General features: G+C 60.0%; 14 protein-coding genes and 1 pseudogene. 3 read left to right on the top strand and 12 right to left on the bottom strand.

All coding sequences use genetic code 11. From position 1 onward, the window contains the following. Positions 1 to 26: 26 nt before the first annotated feature. Both PTE30175_RS08890 and PTE30175_RS08885 read right to left on the bottom strand, forming a co-directional pair. Positions 27 to 1,247 carry a CaiB/BaiF CoA transferase family protein gene (locus PTE30175_RS08890; protein ID WP_150696709.1) on the bottom strand — a complete coding sequence of 407 codons (1,221 nt, stop codon included), beginning with the start codon at positions 1,245 to 1,247 and terminating at the stop codon, positions 27 to 29. A gap of 163 nt (positions 1,248 to 1,410) precedes the next feature. Beyond that, on the bottom strand, positions 1,411 to 2,394 hold the full coding sequence (locus PTE30175_RS08885) for an alpha/beta hydrolase (protein WP_150696708.1): 984 nt from the start codon (positions 2,392 to 2,394) through the stop codon (positions 1,411 to 1,413). Positions 2,395 to 2,758: 364 nt separating this feature from the next. On the opposite strand from PTE30175_RS08885, the gene PTE30175_RS08880 reads away from it, so the two are divergent. Then, positions 2,759 to 4,138, top strand: a complete 1,380-nt coding sequence (locus PTE30175_RS08880) for an MFS transporter (protein WP_150696707.1) — start codon at positions 2,759 to 2,761, stop codon at positions 4,136 to 4,138. A gap of 56 nt (positions 4,139 to 4,194) precedes the next feature. Here the strand turns inward: PTE30175_RS08880 and PTE30175_RS08875 are convergent, their stop codons facing one another. Next, positions 4,195 to 5,361: an acyl-CoA dehydrogenase family protein gene (locus PTE30175_RS08875; protein WP_150696706.1), complete on the bottom strand. Its 1,167-nt coding sequence runs from the start codon at positions 5,359 to 5,361 to the stop codon at positions 4,195 to 4,197. A gap of 805 nt (positions 5,362 to 6,166) precedes the next feature. On the opposite strand from PTE30175_RS08875, the gene PTE30175_RS08870 reads away from it, so the two are divergent. Continuing rightward, positions 6,167 to 6,538 carry a MarR family winged helix-turn-helix transcriptional regulator gene (locus PTE30175_RS08870; RefSeq protein WP_263596279.1) on the top strand — a complete coding sequence of 124 codons (372 nt, stop codon included), beginning with the start codon at positions 6,167 to 6,169 and terminating at the stop codon, positions 6,536 to 6,538. Between the two features lie 9 nt (positions 6,539 to 6,547). Here the strand turns inward: PTE30175_RS08870 and PTE30175_RS08865 are convergent, their stop codons facing one another. After that, entirely contained in the window at positions 6,548 to 7,456 is a 909-nt protein-coding gene (locus PTE30175_RS08865) for an HpcH/HpaI aldolase/citrate lyase family protein (protein WP_150696704.1), read from the bottom strand. A gap of 38 nt (positions 7,457 to 7,494) precedes the next feature. Further along, positions 7,495 to 7,953, bottom strand: coding sequence for a MaoC family dehydratase (locus PTE30175_RS08860; protein ID WP_150696703.1), 459 nt, complete (start codon positions 7,951 to 7,953; stop codon positions 7,495 to 7,497). A 550-nt stretch (positions 7,954 to 8,503) separates the two neighbouring features. Between PTE30175_RS08860 and PTE30175_RS08855 the strand changes: the two genes are divergently transcribed. Next, positions 8,504 to 12,010, top strand: a complete 3,507-nt coding sequence (locus PTE30175_RS08855; protein WP_420819615.1) for a pyruvate carboxylase — start codon at positions 8,504 to 8,506, stop codon at positions 12,008 to 12,010. A 328-nt stretch (positions 12,011 to 12,338) separates the two neighbouring features. Here the strand turns inward: PTE30175_RS08855 and trxB are convergent, their stop codons facing one another. From trxB to PTE30175_RS08820, 7 genes and pseudogenes are all read right to left on the bottom strand, one after another. Then, positions 12,339 to 13,337: a thioredoxin-disulfide reductase gene (gene trxB / locus PTE30175_RS08850; RefSeq protein WP_150696702.1), complete on the bottom strand. Its 999-nt coding sequence runs from the start codon at positions 13,335 to 13,337 to the stop codon at positions 12,339 to 12,341. A 435-nt stretch (positions 13,338 to 13,772) separates the two neighbouring features. After that, positions 13,773 to 14,651: an MBL fold metallo-hydrolase gene (locus PTE30175_RS08845; RefSeq protein WP_150696701.1), complete on the bottom strand. Its 879-nt coding sequence runs from the start codon at positions 14,649 to 14,651 to the stop codon at positions 13,773 to 13,775. Positions 14,652 to 14,662: 11 nt separating this feature from the next. Beyond that, positions 14,663 to 15,262 (bottom strand): hypothetical protein, encoded by a 600-nt coding sequence (locus tag PTE30175_RS08840; protein ID WP_150696700.1) that lies wholly within the window; start codon positions 15,260 to 15,262, stop codon positions 14,663 to 14,665. A gap of 221 nt (positions 15,263 to 15,483) precedes the next feature. Beyond that, positions 15,484 to 17,193, bottom strand: coding sequence for a DUF1302 domain-containing protein (locus PTE30175_RS08835; RefSeq protein WP_150696699.1), 1,710 nt, complete (start codon positions 17,191 to 17,193; stop codon positions 15,484 to 15,486). 69 nt (positions 17,194 to 17,262) lie between these two features. Next, positions 17,263 to 18,630, bottom strand: a complete 1,368-nt coding sequence (locus PTE30175_RS08830) for a DUF1329 domain-containing protein (protein ID WP_191628934.1) — start codon at positions 18,628 to 18,630, stop codon at positions 17,263 to 17,265. Between the two features lie 125 nt (positions 18,631 to 18,755). Next, positions 18,756 to 19,012: pseudogene (locus tag PTE30175_RS28580) on the bottom strand (DUF6429 family protein). 5 nt (positions 19,013 to 19,017) lie between these two features. After that, the gene (locus PTE30175_RS08820) at positions 19,018 to 20,103 is read right to left on the bottom strand and encodes an IS630 family transposase (protein ID WP_150696697.1); all 1,086 of its coding nucleotides are present in this window, start codon (positions 20,101 to 20,103) and stop codon (positions 19,018 to 19,020) included. Between the last annotated feature and the right edge of the window lie 477 nt (positions 20,104 to 20,580).

The raw sequence follows: 20,580 nt of genomic DNA, 5'->3' as shown, positions 1-20,580 counted from the left end.
GCGAATGAGCCGGCTAGGATGTGCGCTCAGGTGGCAGATGCTGGCAGGCGAACGGCGGCGGATGCGGATAGTGCGTCGATTTCGGCATCGCTGTAGGCCGCTTCTGCGAGGATTTCCCGGCCGTGCTGACCATGCTGAGGCGGTGGGCGCCGCTGCTGCGTGCGTTCTCCGTCGAACCGGATCGGTTGCGACACGCCGCGGAGTTCGCCGCGCAGCGGATCGTCGTAGCTGTAGACGATGCCGCTCGCCAGCGTATGCGGATGCACCGAGATTTCCGCCAGCGAATGGATCGGGGAGCATGGAATGCCGGCTTGACCAAGCAGGGTGAGCCAGGTGTTGCGGTCGCGCGTGACGAGGACCGCGCTTACCAGCGCGACGGTTTCCGCCCGGTGAGCAACGCGATCGGCGTTGGTGCGAAATCGCGGATCGTCAACGCTCGATTCGAGCCCGACAATCGCACAAAATTTCTTCCACAACGCGTCGTTTGCGACGCCCAGTATCAGAGGGTGGTCTGCCGTGTCGAAGGTTTCATATGGACAAAGCGATTCGTGGCCCGATCCAGGCTTCACCGGTTCCGTACCTCGCTCCCAGAAGGCTTGCAGGTAATAACCGAGAAAGCCGATCGCCGAGTCGAACAGCGATACCTCGACGAGACCGCCTTCGCCACTCCTGCCACGTTCCAGGAGTGCGGCGAGGATGCCGATCAACGCGTGCAGGCCAGTCGCCTGGTCGACTGGCGAGAACGGACTGCGTACTGCAGGACCGTTGGGCTCTCCGGTGATGGACAGCATGCCGGAGAACGCTTGAAGGATAACGTCATATCCCTTGTCATCGCGCATCGGCCCGCTGGGCCCGAAGCCTGAGATGTTGCAATACACCAAACGCGGATTGAGTCGGCGAAGGGTCGACTCATCTACATTGAGCCGTTGTGCGACGCCGGGGCCGAAGCTGCAGATCACAACGTCGGCGTTGGCGGCAAGCCGGTGAATGACTGCTTGGCCATCTGGATTGCGGAGATCGACGATGAGGCTGCGTTTGTTGCGATTCGCGCTCAGGAAGACCGTGCCCGTTGGCGGCGAGCGGTCGCTTGAGCGAAACGGCGGCCAACCGCGCGTTTCGTCGCCGTCCGGCGCCTCAATTTTGATGACATCGGCCCCCATGTCGCCTAGATACTGGGCGCACAGCGGTCCCGCCAAGACCTTGGAAAGGTCAAGAACCTTGATGCCCTCGACAGGCGTTCGACTCATTCGGTTGTCTCCTTCACATCGGAAATTTGATTGTTGCCCTGTTCAACGAAAGCGCCGTGGCGCTGCAACCCGGCGCGCGAGCGTGAACCGTGGCCTATCCGAACCGGAACCCGGTGTAGCCAGCTCCGGCGACATTCCGGCAGATGTCCCGATAGGCGCCTGATCAGGTGTTTCTGGCGTCATTTCGCGGTTCTTGAGTAGGGAGAGAATCGGGGGCAGGCAGCGAGGCGTCCTCGCATTGCGAGGTGACGTGCTGTCCGAGCTGTTGCAACAGCTCGGAGACAGGCGGAACCAAATTGGCGAAATGGGCAAAGCCGTGCGTCATGCCGGCCGCGCGGTGCAACTGAACCATGACACCTGCCTCGGCCAGGCGACGCGCATAGTCCTCGCCTTCGTCACGCAGCACGTCGTATTCAGCCGTCGCGATCCAGGTGGGCGGCATGCCCGAGAGGTCGTCGGCCCGCACGGGCGAAATACGAGGGGTGAGCCACAGCCCGGGCGGTGCGTAGTGTTCGAAAAACCAGCGCATGTCGGCTCGAGTGAGCGGCATGCCGTCCGAGCACAGGCGGTAACTGTCGCGTTCGAAATCGGCGTCGGTGACTGGATAGAGCAGGAATTGCAACGCGCACGACACGCGCTGACGCAACGCGGCGAGCGCGACGATTGCCAAGTTGCCGCCTGCGCTGTCTCCTCCGACGACGAAGGGCACCGCATCGCCGGCGAGGCGTTCGCGTGCCGCGAAACTCCACGCGATGGCGTCTTCGGCATCGTCCAGTCCGGCCGGAAAACGATGCTCCGGCGCGAGGCGGTAGTCGACGAGCAGAAGCGCGCAACTGCTGTGATGGACGAGCTCGCGGGCGAGGCCGTCGTAGTAGTCGAGACTGCCGCACACCCAGCCGCCGCCATGAAAATACACGATGAGCCCCTTGGCACGATCCGTCGGACGATAAAGGCGCGCCGGTACCGATCCCGACCGGGTGGGCACGTGCATCTCTGTCACAGAGCCGACTGCGGGCCCCGGCCCAAGCGCGGCCCTCGAGCCGTCCAGACTGGCACGCAATTGCGGTGGTGTGCAATCGGCGATAGCCGGCCGACCGGCGCTTTGCGCTAGCTGAATCAAGTGCTGAAAGACGGGATGCAACGGCATTACGGCTGTCTCCGGAAGAGCCAAGTACTTCCTCCGCGATGAGCGTGCACCGGGAAAACCATGGCTTTAGTTTGGTAGATTGTATTGCACAATATAGTATGCATGCAAACAATAATAAACCTTGTCGTCGGCCCCTGTTTAGCCGCACTGGTCCGGTCAAGATGAACATAAATCTGGAGGCGATCAATAGCCCGGACATACACAACCGGGTGACATTTGAAGTCAATTTCCGTGCCCGCGTGCCTGCATCGCGAGATCAAGACAAAATCGCGAACAAGTCAACGCCCTACAGCCTCGGCGGCAAGCTGCTCCCTGTCCCGGCGCGCGACACACTTGCCATAACCGTCACAAAAGGAGATCCATCGTGTCAGATCGTTTGATCGACGTTCAGGAGTATGTCAACGCCAGAAGAATTTCCGCCTTCCAGTGGTCGATCGTCGTCGTCTGTGTGCTGCTTATGGTCGTCGACGTTTACGATGTCGCTGCCATCGGCTACTCCGCGCCGCTCATCATCGAGCAGTGGCAAATAGACAAATCGGTGTTTGGCGTGATCGTGAGTGCAGGTGTCTTCGGCATGGCGGCAGGTGCGCTTCTCAATGGCGTACTGACCGATTACCTGTCCCCGAAGAAGGTGCTGATCAGCGCGTTACTGATCTACGCGCTGTGCACGATCGCGTCGGCTTACGCGCGCGACCCGGTGATGCTCGGGGTGTTGCGGTTCTTCACCGGATGCGGTATCGGCGCTGCCGTCCCCATCAGCGTCGTGCTGACCCACGAGTATTCGCCACAGCGCGTGCGCGCGTTGCTCACCAGCGTGACGGTATGCGGAACCTATGCCGGCGCCGTGATTTGCGGTTGGGTGGCGGCCGCCTTGATGCCAACGCATGGGTGGCAGATCGTTTTTCTGATCGGCGGCGTCGCCCCGCTGGTGCTGGCAGTGATATGCCTCGTGCATTTGCCGGAACCGTTGCAGTACATGGTGTTAAAGCATCGACCGGCCCGCCAGGTTGCTCGCGTATTGCGGAAGATCGATCGCACGGCGTCGCTCGATGGTGCGCGCTTCACGGTTCGAGTCGATGGCGCCGATCACAAGCAATCGAATGAATTGAAGGTGATCCTGTCCCGGAGGATGCGGCTTTCTACGCTCATGCTGTGGAGCATCTATTTTCTTGGCGTAGTGGTGTACTACGTGATGATGAGCTGGCTGCCGACCATGCTGCGTGAAAACGGCATGAGCATTCGGGAGGGGGCGCTGATCACGAGCCTGCTGGTGACGGGCGCCATTTTCGGGGCGCTGCTGTTCGGATGGCTGATGGACCGGTTCGAGCAGCACATGGTACTCGTGATCGGCCTGTCGACAGGCGTCGTACTGGGCGGGGTCATGGCGTATCAGATCAATCAGCCCGCCTATTTGCCGATCAGCGCCTTCGCCGCCGGATTTTGTACGATCGGCACAATTTCTTCGATGTTCGCGCTCGCCGCGTCGACCTATTCGCCTGACGGCCGTACGGCTGGGATTTCATGGATGAACGGTGTAGGGCGATTCGGCGGATTGCTCGGGCCGATAGTTGCGGCCGCATTGCTGCGGCAGGGCATGGCGGTCGGAATGGTGCTGGTCTGGTTGATGATGGTGCCGACGGGATTGCAAGTGGTGGGATTGCTTCTGAAGCGTGCCTGTGCGCGCCGCTTGTCGGAAGACCGTCGCTCGCCTGACGCGGGGGCAATGATGTCGGAGATTGTTTAAGGGGGGGCGCTTCCGGCACATGCTTCCGGAAGCGCCACCTTCCCGTCGTGAGGGTGTCAATAAGACTTCGGCAGATTGAGAACCTTCTCCGCGATGAACGACAGGATCAATTGCGGTGAAATTGGGGCGATACGTGGCAGCATCGCTTCGCGGAAGTAGCGTTCGACGTGATACTCCTTCGCATAGCCAAAGCCCCCGTGCGTCAATACCGCGGTCTCGCACGCACGGAAGCCGGCTTCCGCGCAAAAGAATTTCGCGGCATTCGCTTCGGCACCGCATGAGCGGCCCTGGTCGTACAACCAGGCCGCCCGCTGATAGAGGAGCGTGCCGGCTTCGAGGTCGACCCAGCGCTCCGCCAGCGGATGCTGAATGCCCTGATTTTTGCCGATCGGGCGGTCGAACACGATCCGTTCGCCGGCGTAGGCGCTGGCGCGGCGCAGCGCAGCTTTACCGAGACCGGTCGCCTCGGCCGCCAGGAGCACGCGTTCCGGATTGAGTCCGTGCAGGATGTATTCGAATCCCCGCCCCTCTTCACCGATGAGGTCTTCCTGCGGAATTTCCAGTCCGTCGATGAACAGTTCGTTTGAGTCGACCGCCTTGCGGCCGAGTTTCTCAATTTCTCGCACCTCGATCTTGCTGCGATCGAGATCGGTGTAAAACAGGCTCAACCCATGGGTTGGCGACTTCACTTCGCCGATGGGCGTGGTACGGGCGAGGAGCATGATCTTGTGCGCGACCTGGGCAGTCGAGATCCAGACCTTTTGTCCGTTCACGACGTAATGATCGCCGCGGCGGACGGCCGTCGTCTTGAGCTTGAGCGTATTGAGGCCGGTATTGGGTTCGGTGACGCCGAAACATGCCTTGACCTGACCTGCGATGATGGGCGGAAGCCACCGCGCTTTTTGCGCGTCGGTACCGTGAACGACGGCCGGATGAAGTCCAAATACGTTCATATGAACGGCGGAAGCGCCCGACAGACCTGCACCTGTCGAGGTGATCGCCTCCATCATGCACGCGGCTTCGCTGATCCCGAGCCCGGCTCCTCCGTATTCGACGGGCATGGCGATACCCAGCCAGCCGGCACCGGCCAGCGCCGAGTAGAAGTCGTCGGGGAAGCCGCCTTCACGATCCCTCTGTAGCCAATAGTCGTCGTTGAACGGAGTGCACACCTCCTGGATTGCGGCCTGAATGGCCCGCTGATCTTCGCTCAGATCGAAATTCATAGTGAATTGTCTCGTTTCGTGTTGGAATCGTCAGGGGCAGTATCGACTCGCCCGGCGGAGTCCGAAGCCTCACGCATGTCCGATTCATGGTGCTGCGACAAGGACTGCCCTCGCGGTCAGGCTGTTAAGCCGCCTGGGGCTGGCATGAGTCGTGTCGTCGGAAAACCATGCCGCATGATCAATTATGTATGCATGCATACGATATGGCAAGCATCGGTTAGCCAGCCGGTTGGCGCCTCAAAGACAGCGACACAGCGCTCGCCAGCGACGGGCGAACAATTTGCGAAACGGTAGTGTCGAGATGTCGATCAGTGCGTCAGCTCGCACGTCGATGCTGGCACCAACTGAACCTGGCAGCGCCGTATTCAGTGAAGCCGACATCGACATCGATGTGCGACAGCGATGGGAAGACTGGACAGGCGGGGAGTGACGCGCGAACGAGAATCCACGCATTAGATTGTCCAATGTGGAACAATACTATATCGTAGGCTATTTTATGTAATCGAACGAGAGCGGATCGCTACACTGACGCTCGGGAACTGGGCGCTGCCAGCATGTTCCGTGTGTCATTGGACGACCTGCCGAAAGGGGGAGCAATTTGAACGTATCGCCTCGAAAGAAGGCCACCGCGTCTGCGGCGCGGAAACCGAAAGATCGTCAACTGAAAAGTGGGCGCAACACTGGCGACGAACAGGCGCCTACATACGTCGATTCCGATAACTGGGACCAGCGTCTCGGCTTCTTGATGCATGACGTATCAAGGCTGAGACGGACCGTGTTTGACGATTTCATGCGGCCACTCGGCGTGACTCGTTCCCAATGGTGGGTGCTTGCCCATCTGTCGCGTCACGATGGCATGGTTCAGACTGAACTGGCCAACCGCCTGGAGCTCGGCAAGGCGGCGCTTGGCGGTCTCGTCGATCGGCTGGAGTCGGCGGGCATCGTTGAGCGACGCGCCGACGAGATCGATCGTCGCGCGAAACGGGTCTATTTGTCTGCGAAGGGCGCCCGGCTCATCGCCGAGATGCGCGAGAGAAGCAATCAAATGAGCGACCGGATCCTGAGTGGGTTGACGCGGGATGCGCGCCGGCAACTCGCTGAAATGCTGGCGCTCGTCAAGAGAAATCTCGTCGCGATTCGCGAGGAAGCCGGATGGCGAGACGACGAGGACATATGACAACGTCACTTAACGTACCGACGTCTCGGAACGGCTTTCGATAATCGCGGCGGTGTGAAGAATTCGCTGGGCTTGCTTGAGGTGCGGCATGTCCAGCATCTTGCCGTCCAGACCAATCGTGCCGAGCCCTGGATTTGCGGTGAACAAATCGACGACGCGCGTTGCCCAATCGACTTCTGCCTTCGTGGGCGAGAACGTTTCGTTGATGATATCGACCTGATCGGGATGGATGGCGATTTTGCCTGTGAATCCGGCTCTGCGCGACAGAGCGGCTTCGTTGCGCAGGCCCTCTCCGTCGCGATAGTCTGCCCAGATGGTATCGACCGGCTGCACGTTGGCAGCGGTTGCGCCTGCGAGACACAGTGCTTTGGCGAGTGCGTAGACGGAATCGTATTGTCCGCCTTCCAACCGATTCGCACTTGCGCCAAGCGCAGCCGCGAGATCTTCCGCGCCCCAGGTGAGTCCGCGCAGCCTGGTACTGCACCCGGAATACGTGCCCAGCGCAAACAGCGAACGGGCCGTCTCCGTAGCGACCGGCATGATACCGATTGCGCCAGGGGGGAGGCCGTCGCGCGCTTCGAGCGCGTCAAGACAATGAGAGAGGCGGGAAATATCGGCCGGCCCGTCGACCTTCGGCAACAATATGCCGTCGGGTGCGCCGGAGACGACCGCGAGGTCGAGCATGGCCTGCGGGGTAGAGAGCGGGTTGATGCGCACCCATAGCTTTTTCCGCCGTCGATCTGGTCGATTGCGCAAGTAGTCGAGGACCATTGTTCTGGCCAGCGCCGTTCGCGACGGAGCGACCGAGTCCTCCAGATCGAGGATCAAGGCATCCGCGCCGGAAGACAGACTTTTGTGCAGCTTGCGTTCGTTGTCACCGGGGACGAACAACAATGAGCGAAGCGGCGCGGCGACCATTGCCGTCGTATATGCCGTGTTCATGGGATGAATTTCCGTCACGAGTTGGAGGGCAACCGGTACATCAACGCGGTTCGCTTGCAGGAAGCCACCAGCTCGTTCCGCTGGTTGTACGCAAGATGCTGGAAGACGACAATGCCATTGTCGGGCCGTGAGCGACTGGCGCGCTTTTCGATCACGCGAGTCTCGACTCGCAGCGTATCGCCGGCAAACACTGGCTTCGGAAAGCGAACTTCGTCCCAACCCAGATTGCCGATGGTCGTACCCAGCGTGGTGTCCGCGACCGAGATGCCAACCATTAATCCGAGCGTGAAGGCGCTATTCATAAGTGGCCGCCCGAACTCGGTGTCCTTCGCGTATTCGATGTCCAGATGGATCGCCGCGGGGTTGTGCGTCATCGTGCTGAACAACAGATTGTCGGTTTCGGTGACGGTCCGTCGGATGTCGTGCGAGAACACCCGGTCGATCTCGAACTGTTCGAAGTAAAGGCCTGGCATGAGCTTTCCAATAAGTATGTATGGTGATAGTATGCATGCATACGTATTATCTGTTGGATTAGAAAAAACCCTAAGATGCAGTGGAAGGCGGGCGTCACGCGCAGCGACTTGCGCTGTTTCGATTCGACCGTTTTTCGGTAAGGGAACCGCAAGGTATCGGGTACCCAGATCATCGTAAGCTCATTGGCCCGCGAGACTGCTGCCAAGCCTAGGCAGTCGCCACGATCGTTTTAGATCCGGTCCCTGCGACAATCACCTATGGGATCCGTCCCGCAAGCCTGATTACACTCGCATCCGCGAGACTGATCGTCGTCCCCATGACATTCGCCCCATCAGACTTCGTGTCAGCACGAAAAATCCCACGGCACAACCCGGCAAGCACCGTCTGCACCACTGTTGCGAATCTGCCGAGATGATTGGATCCACCAGTTAAGGCATCAGGCTTTGACGCACGGGTCACCGATACACGTGTTTCGCCTGCACGAAATTGCCACAGCACAACGCGCAATTACCCCTTTCGCCGAACATCAACCTAATCGCAGAGGTAAACATGCACTCCATCGATCCGATGCCCCGTAAGCGGATCAAGTCCGTCCTGATTGCCAACCGCTCCGAAATTGCGATCCGCGTAATGCGCGCCGCAGCGGAGATGAATATGCGCACCGTCGCGATATATTCGCGTGAAGACCGGCTGGCATTGCATCGCTTCAAGGCTGACGAGAGCTACCTTGTGGGCGAAGGCAAGAAGCCGCTTCAGGCCTACCTGGACATCGAGGACGTGTTGCGCATTGCGCGCGCCGCCAAGGTGGACGCCATTCACCCCGGCTACGGATTCCTGTCGGAAAACCCGAATTTCGCCGAAGCCGTGATCGCGGCCGGCATCGAATGGGTGGGCCCGTCTCCGGAAGTAATGCGCACGCTGGGCAACAAGGTGGCGGCGCGCAATGCCGCCGTCGCGGCAGGCGTGCCGGTTATGCCGGCCACGCCTCCGTTGCCGCCGGACCTTGACGAATGCAAGAAGCTGGCAGCCGGCATCGGCTACCCGGTCATGCTCAAGGCCAGCTGGGGCGGCGGCGGGCGCGGCATGCGCGTCATCAACGGCGCAGCCGAATTGCCCAATGCGCTTGCAGCGGCCCGGCGCGAAGCGCTGGCGGCCTTTGGCAACGATGAGGTTTACTTTGAGAAGCTCGTACAGCGCGCCCGCCACGTGGAGGTACAGATCCTGGGCGATCGACAAGGCAACGTAGTGCACTTGTTCGAGCGCGACTGCACCGTGCAGCGCCGCAACCAGAAAGTGGTGGAACGGGCGCCCGCGCCCTACCTCGACGACGCCCAACGCCAGGCCCTGTGCGACAGCGCCATCCGCCTGATGAAGGCCGTGGACTACACGCACGCAGGCACGGTGGAGTTCCTAATGGATGCCGACAACGGGCAGTTCTACTTCATCGAAGTCAATCCGCGCATTCAGGTGGAGCACACGGTGACCGAGCTGATCACAGGCGTGGACATCGTCAAGGCGCAGTTGCGCATCAGCGAGGGGGGACGCATCGGCATCACGGAGGACACCGGCGAAGACGCCCCAGAGCACCGGGCCAGCGGCGTGCCGGAGCAGAGCCAGATCAGCTTCAACGGCACGGCGCTGCAATGCCGTATCACGACCGAAGATCCGGAGAACGGCTTTCTTCCCGACTACGGGCGCCTGTCGGCCTACCGAAGCGCCTCGGGCTTCGGCATCCGGCTGGACGCCGGCACCGCCTACGGTGGCGCGGTCATCACGCCGTACTACGACTCGCTGCTGGTCAAGGTCACGGCCTGGGCATCCACCGCGCGGGAGTCGGTACAGCGCATGGACCGCGCGCTGCGTGAGTTCCGCATTCGCGGCGTTGCCTCCAACCTGCAGTTCCTGGAGAACGTGATCAACCACCCGGACTTTGCCGCAGGCACCGTGACCACGCGCTTCATCGACACCACGCCCAAACTGCTCGAGTTCGCCAAGCGGCGCGACCGCGGCAGCAAACTGCTCGGATTCATGGCCGACATCACTGTCAATGGCAACCCGGAAATGGCGGGGCGCAAGATGCCTGAGCTGCCGTTTCCCAAACCCGTGCTGCCGCGCGCGGATTTGAACGCCCCCATTCCGCCTGGCTCACGCGATCGGTTGAAAGAACTAGGACCGAAGGGGTTCGCGCAGTGGATGCTGGACAGCCAGCCGGTATTGATGACTGACACCACGCTGCGAGACGCACACCAGTCGCTGTTCGCCACGCGCATGCGCACGGCCGACATGTTGCCCATTGCGCCGTTTTATGCGCGTGAGTTGTCGCAGTTGTTCTCCATGGAGTGTTGGGGGGGAGCGACGTTCGACGTGGCCATGCGCTTTTTGAAGGAAGACCCCTGGCAGCGCCTGGCACAGCTGCGCGAGCGCGTGCCCAATATCGTCTTCCAGATGCTGCTCCGCGGTGCCAACGGCGTGGGCTATACCAGCTATGCCGATAACGTGGTGCAGTTCTTCGTCAAGCAAGCGTCTGCGACTGGCGTGGACTTGTTCCGCGTGTTCGACGCGTTGAACTGGGTCAAAAACATGCGCGTGGCTATCGATGCCGTGCTGGATGCGGGGGCTCTGTGCGAAGGCGCCATCTGTTACACCGGCGACCTGTTCGACCCCACCCGCGGCAAGTACGACCTGAAGTATTACGTGGGCATTGCCAAGGCGTTGCAGCAGGCCGGCGTGCACATCCTGGCCATCAAGGACATGGCGGGTATTTGCCGCCCGCGGGCCGTGGCCGCGCTGGTCGCGGCGCTGAAGTCGGAAACCGGCCTGCCCGTGCATTTCCATACCCACGACACCAGTGGGATCGCCGCCGCCTCGGTGCTGGCGGCTGTGGACGCCGGCTGCGATGCCGTGGACGGTGCGCTGGACGCCATGAGCGGCCTGACTTCCCAGCCCAACCTCTCTGCCATCGCAGTGGCGCTGGCACATACCGAGCGCGATCCCGGCTTGTCGCCCCACGCGCTGCACGCGGCATCCACCTACTTTGAGGGCGTGCGGCGCTTCTATGCGCCGTTCGAGAGTGATATCCGCTCGGGCACGGCAGACGTCTACCGCCACGAGATGCCCGGTGGTCAATACACCAACCTGCGCGAGCAGGCGCGCGCCATGGGGCTGGAACACCGCTGGACCGAGGTCGCCCAGGCCTATGCTGACGTGAACCAGCTGTTTGGCGACATCGTCAAGGTCACACCCACGTCCAAGGTGGTGGGCGACATGGCCATCATGATGGTGGCCAACGACCTCACGCCAGCCCAGGTGGTCGATCCGGCGCACGAGGTGGCCTTCCCGGAGTCGGTGGTGTCACTGTTCAAGGGCGAACTGGGCTTCCCGCCAGACGGCTTTCCTGCCGGGCTGTCGCGCAAGGTACTCAAGGCCGAGCCGCCAGCAGCCTACCGTCCCGGCGATCACCTGCCCCCCGTGGATCTCGAGGCCGCGCGCATCACGGCCGCGAAGGCGAGCGGCATCCCTGTGGACGAGATGGATGACCGGCAATTGGCAAGTGCCCTCATGTACCCCAAGGTTGCCAGCGAATTCCATCAGCATTTGCAAAGGCATGGCGACGTTTCCGTCCTGCCCACGCCCACTTTCTTCTATGGCATGAACCCCGGCGACGAAGTGGCGCTGGAGATCGACGCCGGCAAGACACTGCTGGTGAGCCTGCAGACCATCCACGAGGACAAGGGCATCGCCAAAGTGCAGTTCGAGATGAACGGCCAGTCGCGCATGACCAGCGTGGCTCGGGCCGGAGCGGACACTGCCGCCCAACGCGCGGTGGCCGAACCCGGCAATCCGCTGCATGTGGGGGCGCCCATGCCCGGCGCCATCGTTACCGTACCGGTAGCGGAGGGGCAAACGGTGCACGCTGGCGCCACGCTGTTGTCGCTGGAAGCCATGAAGATGGAGACTCATCTGGCGGCTGAACGCGATGGCGTGATTGAGCGCGTGTTGGTCAAGCCGGGTGACCGTGTGCAGGCCAAGGATTTGCTGATCGTGTGGCGAGCATGAGCGCCGCAGCGCGAACGACCCGCTCCCGTACATCCACAATGCACATCAAGAGCTAACTCCTACCCAAACCGGAACAAAATGGGTCCGGTTTCAGAATTACGTGGACGCGATCCTCCCGGTCAGAAAATAGCCGGACAAGATGACTTCACCGGGGGCTCACGTTGCAACCGAGGCATGCGGAATCGAATCTCGGCGCGAGTGCCCGACGCCAAAAGGGCCGCGGGCGTATTGGCCGCGGCCATTCGACGAGCTTCGGGCAGTTTCGGGCAGCTTCGCGCTGCGCACGCCCGAACGTCCGAACGTCCGGGAGCGCGCTTTGCCGGCTATTTTACCGGTCTGCTTCGTGGCTCATCATGTGCGGCTGGGTCGCCTCGTGGATGCTCTCGAGGTAGCGCTGCGCGTCGAGCGCGGCCATGCAGCCCGTGCCCGCGCTTGTGATCGCCTGGCGATACACATGGTCTTGCACGTCGCCCGCCGCGAACACGCCCGGCACGCTGGTGCCGGTTGCGTTGCCGTTCAGACCGCCGTTCGTGAGGACGTAGCCGTTCTTCATCTCGAGCTGGCCGGCGAAGATGTCGGTGTTCGGCTTGTGCCCGATCGCGATGAACACGCCCTGCAGGTCGACGTCAGTCGTCGCACCGGACTGCATTTCTTTCACCCGGATCCCGGTCACGCCCGCGTTGTCGCCCATCACCTCGTCGAGCACGTGGTTCCACTTGATCTCGACGACGCCTTCCTTCTCTTTCTCGAGCAGGCGGTCAATCAGGATCGGCTCTGCGCGGAACTTGTCGCGGCGGTGGATTACCGTGACCTTCTTCGCGATGCCCGCAAGATACAGCGCCTCTTCGACCGCGGTGTTGCCGCCGCCGACCACCGCGACGTGCTGCTGCTTGTAGAAGAAGCCGTCGCAGGTCGCGCACGCGGACACGCCGCGGCCCATGAACGACTCTTCGGACGGAATCCCGAGATACTGCGCCGACGCGCCGGTCGCGATGATCAGCGAGTCGCAGGTGTACTCGCCCGAGTCGCCGATCAGGCGGATTGGCTTCTCGTCGAGCTTCGCGGTGTGGATGTGGTCGAAAACGATCTCGGTGTCGAAGCGCTCCGCGTGTTCGAGGAACCGCTGCATCAGCTCGGGGCCTTGTACGCCGTTGGCGTCGGCCGGCCAGTTCTCGACGTCGGTCGTTGTCATCAGCTGCCCGCCCTGGGCTAGGCCCGTGACGAGCACCGGCGACAGGTTGGCGCGCGACGCGTAGACGGCGGCGGTGTAGCCGGCTGGGCCGGAACCGAGAATAAGGACTTTGGTGTGCTTGCGCGAGATGGACATGGTGCCGAATTCGTAAAAAGGCGCTGTCTAGCGATAAAAGACGGTCTGCTCGGGTGGGATCGATTCATTCGCACGGCGCAACCGGGGCGCGAGTGTAGATGAGCATGAATCGCGCATCACAAAGGTCTGCCCGATGTGCGGCTGAGTGAGCCTGTCAATTGAGCAACACTTCGCATTCGCCGACAGCAAAATCGAGTAATGAAACGAATTTCTAACTCAGGAGAACAGCATTAACTCAATGCCGATGATGTGCGTGACGCAATTAGCGACGACGATCACCGGCTTGCGGGAAGGCCTGTGCGTAGCAGACGGGGCAACGGTGGCGGATACTATACTGCGCGTCACGCCACCATCGACTGCCAGAGTCTGCCGGTATAACTTGTGAACAGTCAGCGAACGCCTTTAGGTGGCAATGTTTATCGCAAGATCACGTATTCAATGCACACGGCTGATCGCATCATCCGCCAGGGTTACCTCTACCAAAGTCAGCCCCTCCTTGGAAACCCGTGACGGGAACACATCCTTCAAGCGACTTTCGTGAACCGGAATGACCCGTGTGTAGTCACCACCCACCGCCTTCATGATTTCCTCATAAGCCATAACAATGTTGATTTGACTTCCCTGAGCGTACCCTACAGGTCTATATTCCGGGTCTTCCTTATCCGAGCCAAACAGATTCTCGTACTTGTAGACCAAGTCACCCACGAGTGCCCAGACATCCTCGGAATTACGCTTTCCGTCGTTTCGAACGATGACATACTGACTTCCTGGAGTGTGCGAATCATATGCTGGCATCAGGTCGATGCCCGGCAAGACATCTTCCATCGGGCCACGGACGCTGACAAGCCGTCCCTGCCTTGCCAAATCCACGACCCTGAGAATATCCGATGGGTCAATCGCAGAGAGAAGCCATCGGAAACGCTTCTCTAGTGACAGCATCCAGACCCATTCCGACAGTTCTTGCTCCTGAATGTAGAACTTGGCGTTGCGGAAGAGGTCAATGCCGCCCATGTGGTCAAAGTGAGCGTGCGTGATAAAGACGTGTGTCACATCGTCTGGATGAACATCGCATTCGGATAAGACTTGATTCGCCGATCGCCAATTGACGATGGCATATGCTTCGGCCATCTCAGCTGCATGATCAACATGATTGAAACCAACGTCGACTAGCGCACATACGCCTTGCCCCTTTATGAGCACATATCCGTACGGCAGTTTCTCTGTGCCCGAATTGTGGTCGCCGTACACGAGACCTCCCTTCGGAAAATCAACCGTGTACGCGTACTCGAGTACGTGAATAGAGTACAGACTCATCGCTCCTCCATCTACCATTCTGTGAAAGACTGTTTAAAGGTACCCGCTATGCCCTCACCATCCGAGGTCACAGATCGGCAACATGAGCAACACGCAGAACTGATGTCGACCACTTCGAAGCCTGGAAGACACTGTCCGGCCGATTTAAGTTCAGTCAGCGCTCGCTTGATGCATTCGAGTGCGTTGTGGATTGGCGTTCCACTCTTCAGTCGAGACCGGGCGTCGTCAAGAGCGCGAACCGCTCTATCGACCCAGGACGCGCTTCTAGTCAAATGCCAGTGGAAATGCCGCGTATGTGCGGTCGCAGATAAAGCCCCCAAACAATCAGTTGTTTCGCCAAGTTCAAGCCGTGCCTTGTCGATCATCGGATGGTCGTAAACACCGACACTTCCGACCGACGAAAGTACAAGCAGACCAGCAACCTGCCCCGTGATATCACGTAAAGACGAAAAGATTGGCTTCGCGCGAGCCACGTATAGCGCGCTTGCAGCATCGAGGCGCTGCTGAATTGAAAGGAAATTGCCTTCAGCGATCGGAGTCTCCACGCCCTTGGCGGCATTACTGTGTTCCTTCATTTCTCTCCCGAACACGCGCGTAGCATCATCGCTCATGCAAATCTCCGATCCAAAAGAAGAGAGCCCGCGAGCACCGGATCGGAATCCCGTTCGATGGGCGGGTTGACTCGTGCCCGTCGGACATTGGCTCAGTCTTCATCAATGACTTGCCGAATTCGGGCTGTCAATTCTGTGGTGCCGCTCGGACTTCATTGCACCGTTTAGACCTCCTGCGCCCATACGGTGGCAGGAGGCGTTTCAATAGCGGGTAATGGACCTCAGAACGTCGCTTTGAACGTCAGGGAAATCCAGTTGCGGTCCCAATATTTGCCGAGGCTTGCGTTGCTGTTACTGAGGATGCCGGCCGAATCGTTGCTATGCCGCGCGATGAATCCGTTATAAGCGAGACTGACCGTGTACTTCTGCCTGACATCAGCCGTCAGCCCGATGCTGTAAGCGCCTTGACCTTGATTGTCTCCGAACGGGACGGGCGAGTTTCCATGCAGACCAATCGAAAAGAAGATCGGCATTTTCAGATCTACGCCGTTGAATACCGAGTACCAAATCGGCATGAACTGCACCCCCAATCCATACGCCTGCTTGGTCGGACAACCGTGATCGATGGCGACACCTGGCGTCGACGTGCCAGCGCCGCAGTTTTGCGGCAAACCAAGGAAAAGCTTATACGGATCGTTTGTAACCCGTAAGAGATTCGAGTAAGTGAGTTCGCCGATCAGCGTCGCAGAATCGAACAGCGGGGTTTTTCCGAAATAGGCGATAGCATTGACCAAGGCGGTGAAGACGTTGCCCTGCGGATGCCAATCTCCTTGGCCCGTAGATAAAAATACCGGCGCAAAGGGCGTCGCCCCCAGCATCGCATTCCGACGATAGGTAATATCCGTGCCCACCGACACGCCGGCGACGTCCTTTGACAAACTGAAGCCAATCAACTGTTGCCGAGGCTGCGTGTAGTCGGCCACTGCGCTCGTCGGGCTGTTCATCACGAGCTGGGGGAATTTGTTCGTGTAGTCACGGTAATAAAAGCCGGCACTACCATCGAGCCATTCCGGACGTACCTTCAGTGCAATACCCCAGTCCCCCATTTCATTCTTCGGACGCTGGGTACCGTTAAACGTCACCCCAGGCCCGATGAACGGCAAAAGGGTTCCACCGCCCAAAGTGAGAAAATCCGCCGCACCGAAATACGTTCCACCATCGGGCAACATCGCTGGTTTCCAGCCCAGATAATATTCTCCGGCTAATGTGACCTTATTCGTCAGCTGGGCAGTAAAGGAGATCTGATTTGTTGGCAAGAAAAGTGCCTTTGCCTCGGTACCGGGCGCAGTAAGCGCAGTACGGACGTCGACAGGCCCTTGACCGTCAGCGACGCCACCCACAAAGGAAAAGACCGACTCGCCCCAGTAGATGTTGTGCTGTCCAACCTTGATGTCGATTGGCACGTTGCCTGCGTTCACCCGGCCGAATGCGAACGCATCAAGGAGCTGACCCGAAGGTCCCCGGTTCCAACGCTTGATATAGTCCGTGTATTGATTGTTCGGCAATTGGCTCAAGCCAAGGGCTCCGAAAGCCGGATCGGGGGCCGCGGAGGCATTGTGGTATGCCTCGTCGTACCACACATTGCCGCTGACGCGAAAGCCCCAGTGATCCTTGTAGATGAAATCGAACTCCGAAAGATCACTGATGCGGTTCGTGATGACATCGCCGGCCTTCCCGAACTTCCTGTCGGAGGCCGTAGCCGTGAGATCGCCCGCACCTCGCCCATTCCCGCAGATGTTGGGGTCGCAGTTTCGCGCGCGAATGCCCAGATTGTACTGGATCGAGTTGTCCCAGCGCACTGACAGATCCGGATTGCCGGTGTCGAACTCAAATGCGCCCGCCACGTCGGGGCGGCAAAAGGCGGCCGCCAGTGCGGTGACAAGGGCTGCCCGCTTGAATGGGCGCGCAAATTTCGTTTTCCTATTCATCATTAATTGTCTCCTCGTTATAAGGTCTCACTTGATCGCCCGCGTCGCTGGGACCGATGGCGTCAGTTTCGATCAGCGTACTCCGGTGGCTGCCAGCGAATCCGGCGACATTTCGCGTGAGGTCTGCGCCGGGACGGCTCGCACGCCGCTCTCAGGAAGCGCAACCGCCAAGTAGGCGCCGCGAACGAAGTCGTACAGCAGAGTCGTCACCGAAAAAGGAGCCGGACCGTCGGGGCCGTCGGGGAGCATGACCGTCGGTCGGAACGTCGTGCGGTACAGTTTGCCGGCGGCGTCGTAGTCGTCGCTGGAGATGTTTTGATATCCGTCCTCGCCGACGTAGAAGACACGCTTGGGCAGCAAGTGCCGCTTTCCTTGCTTGACGGTGGCTTCGACGACATAGACGCGCTGCAGCTCCCACCGCATGCAGCTCGGGTTAAGGAAATTTGGCTGCACCACCTTTTCGGAGCCGCAGGCGCTCTTGTCAAGCATCAGCTTGTGATTGTTGTTGAGGACGAGCTTTTCCTGCTTGCCGATGAGCTTCATGTCGTAGCGCTCCGGCGACCCTTGGAACACTTCAAGTTGGTCCATCGTGGCTACCCCGCCCACATTGGGAGCCGGTGTGTCGAAGGTGAGTTCGGGCGCAAGGCGTACGCGCCGTTGTCCCGGGATGTACTGCCAAGCCTTAGTCGGTTTGGCCTGAGGGTCGGTGTACTGGTACTGCAGGTAGGCCTCACCTGCCGACCGGCTGGGCGCCATCGTGTAAGCCTGGAACTTGGAGAGGAGGGTGGCATCTGAATCCCCTCGCTTCGGATCGTAGTACGGAGCGTAGACGGTGTCCTCGACTTCGCCGCTCATGATCGGCTTGCTCGACGCCTCGACCAGCCAGTTTTTACTGCGTGTGGCGAATGAGTACAGACGGGTACGCGCCAGATAGTCCCAGATCACCTCCTTGCCGTTCTTTGGAAGCGGGAACGGTACGCCGGGGAGGCAGGTCTTGGGATCGAGGCCGTTGCCGTCATCGATCGTGGTGCAGTGCCGCGCGTTCTTGAGCGTATTGTTCTCGATCCATTTGCTCGCGGCGAAGGTTCGACGCGTCGGGTAGACGTCGATTCGGTAGTCTGGAAAGCGCTTCAGAAGTGCCTTCTGCCCTTCGGTGAGCTTATCCGCATATTGGGCCATGTTGGCCGCCGTGATCGAATACAGTGGCTTGTCGTTGTCGAGGGCACTAGCGTCCTTGGCCGCCGGCGACTTGGTAGTGCCGCCCGTCCAAGCCGGAATCGAACCGTCCGCATTGGCCCGCGCGTCGGCGCCGAACCAAGTCACGTCGGCAGTCGCCAGCTTGGCAGCGTCAGCCTCGCTGACGGCCGCCATCGCGGGCAATTGCAGACCGGCGCCGATGGCGCTGATTGCAAACAACGAGCGGAGTTGGAGAGTGTTCATAATTGCCTTCCTTGGGTGCAGAGGTGGACCAATGTGGTAGTGCGGAAGCATCCGCCCGACCTGCCGAGTGGGCAAGCATCCAGTTGCACAGGTCGATTGACCTTGCTGTACAACTGCGTCATGAGTTAAAAGTTCGTTTCATTATTGATCTTTGCTGCTTGAGGTGACGAATGTTGCTTGACCAGTCGCTCAGGTTCGCGCAGACCCTCCTGCGCGAGCACAACGGACTTCGCTTTCTTGATGGGATGGCCAATCGTGCATCGTTCATGGAGCGGGTTGCGGACATCCCAATCGAAGCTTTTCCACGCGCGGTTTTGGTCATGACGCGTCAGTAAAGAGGTGCGAGAACTGCGTCGTCAACTGCAGCGGTGTCGATGTTCATTGCCTTCATTCCGATTCCTTACGGATCGGAGCGCACCAGCGCTCGAGGCACGCCAGAATTTCGTCGGCTGACTTGCTCCAGATGAACGGCCGAGGATTCGTGTCATAGACATCGAGGTAATTGCGGATCGCATCTTCGAGCTGACGTGTCGAGCGATGGGTACCGCGTCGAAGGTACTTCTCGGTGAGCGTGGCAAACCAGCGTTCAATCTGGTTGTTCCGGAGGGCAGGCGTTGGCGTAACGTGCACGTGAAAGCGTGGGTGACGGAGAAACCAGTTCTTGATCGAGGGCGCCGTATGCGTGCCGTCGTTGTCCATCACCAGATGCACGTCCAGGTCGGACGGCACGTTTGCGTCAATAGTGCGCAGGAACAGCAAGAATTCACTGCTGCGATGATGCCGATGCAGCTCGCCGATCACTCCGCCGGTCGCGATGTCCAGCGCCGCGAACAAGGTGGTCGCGCCGTGGCGCAAGTTGTCGTGGGTACGTCGCTCGGCAATGTCCGGCGCGAGCGGTGGCATAGGCTGCGTTCGATCCAGCACCTGGATCTGACTCCTCTCGTCCACGCTCAGCACCATCGCCTTGAGCGGCGGATCCAGGTACAGGCCGACAATGTCGCGAACCTCGTCGACAAACAACGGATCGCCCGAGCGCTTGAACGTTTCCTGCCGATGCGGTTGAAGGCCGAACGCCCGCCAAATTCGCGATACCGCCGTCTGCGAAATTTTCATCTCACGGGCCATCGTGCGCGTACTCCAGTGCGTCTCCCCCGCAGGCGCGGACTCGAGTGTCTTTGCAATGACCGCGTCGACATGCGAGTCGTTGATAGTCTTCGGCGCACCAGGACGCGGCGCATCGAGCAATCCGTCCAAGCGATGAGCAACGAAACGCGCGCGCCATTTTGAAACGGTTTGTTGGGTAACTCGCAGTCTTGCCGAAACGATTTTATTGTCAATGCCATCGGCACACGCCAGCACAATCCGAGCCCGTAATGCCAACGCCTGCGCTGTCTTGCGACGCATCGTCAATGCCTGGAGCTGTTCGCGCTCCGATTCGGTCAAAATGAGTTCCGCCTTCGGTCTTCCGCTCATTGCCGCCTCTTGCAGCACGTGCCGTCAATCACACAGTAGTACAGCGGGCAAATAATTCAACGAATTTCTAACTCAGGGCGCCAGTTTAGGGCCTTCAGTGTGCCGCGCGGGCCACGCTAACCTACCATCGGGGATTCCCCGGAACAGCAAGAGGCGGTATCTTGCTTAGGTAGCGGCTTGCGCCGGGATTGGACGCGGGCGTGGGGGGCTGCCCGAACTACCTGGCGAAGTAGCTAGGGCCCTTGATGTGACACGTCAACCGAGGTGGCGGCCACCTAGGCCGCGGCGGTCAACAGCCTCGTGCCGGCCGCAGACAGCGGCAAGTTGCAGGCGGCGCTGTGGTGAGCTACATGGATCATGTATCCGCTCAACGTGTGCGGTGCAGGCCTCTCGCCGGAGAATTATCTTGCATAGGGTTTCCTGGATTCGCGGGGCCGACTTTTATTACGACCTTACCGGCGCCCGTAGTCTGCTCAT

Origin of the sequence: Pandoraea terrae (assembly GCF_902459695.1) — a bacterium.
Classification (GTDB): domain Bacteria; phylum Pseudomonadota; class Gammaproteobacteria; order Burkholderiales; family Burkholderiaceae; genus Pandoraea; species Pandoraea terrae.
The sequence above is the reverse complement of the archived record's forward strand: the minus strand, read 5'-3'. Positions and strand labels throughout refer to the sequence as shown.

Coding starts and splice junctions, on each gene's coding strand:
- PTE30175_RS08830 (WP_191628934.1), bottom strand. CDS start 18,630: ATGAACACTCTCCAACTCCGCTCGTTGTTTGCAATCAGCGCCATCGGC.
- trxB (WP_150696702.1), bottom strand. CDS start 13,337: ATGTCCATCTCGCGCAAGCACACCAAAGTCCTTATTCTCGGTTCCGGC.
- PTE30175_RS08855 (WP_420819615.1), top strand. CDS start 8,504: ATGCACTCCATCGATCCGATGCCCCGTAAGCGGATCAAGTCCGTCCTG.
- PTE30175_RS08865 (WP_150696704.1), bottom strand. CDS start 7,456: ATGGTCGCCGCGCCGCTTCGCTCATTGTTGTTCGTCCCCGGTGACAAC.
- PTE30175_RS08835 (WP_150696699.1), bottom strand. CDS start 17,193: ATGATGAATAGGAAAACGAAATTTGCGCGCCCATTCAAGCGGGCAGCC.
- PTE30175_RS08840 (WP_150696700.1), bottom strand. CDS start 15,262: ATGAGCGATGATGCTACGCGCGTGTTCGGGAGAGAAATGAAGGAACAC.
- PTE30175_RS08860 (WP_150696703.1), bottom strand. CDS start 7,953: ATGCCAGGCCTTTACTTCGAACAGTTCGAGATCGACCGGGTGTTCTCG.
- PTE30175_RS08890 (WP_150696709.1), bottom strand. CDS start 1,247: ATGAGTCGAACGCCTGTCGAGGGCATCAAGGTTCTTGACCTTTCCAAG.
- PTE30175_RS08820 (WP_150696697.1), bottom strand. CDS start 20,103: ATGAGCGGAAGACCGAAGGCGGAACTCATTTTGACCGAATCGGAGCGC.
- PTE30175_RS08885 (WP_150696708.1), bottom strand. CDS start 2,394: ATGCCGTTGCATCCCGTCTTTCAGCACTTGATTCAGCTAGCGCAAAGC.
- PTE30175_RS08845 (WP_150696701.1), bottom strand. CDS start 14,651: ATGAGTCTGTACTCTATTCACGTACTCGAGTACGCGTACACGGTTGAT.
- PTE30175_RS08875 (WP_150696706.1), bottom strand. CDS start 5,361: ATGAATTTCGATCTGAGCGAAGATCAGCGGGCCATTCAGGCCGCAATC.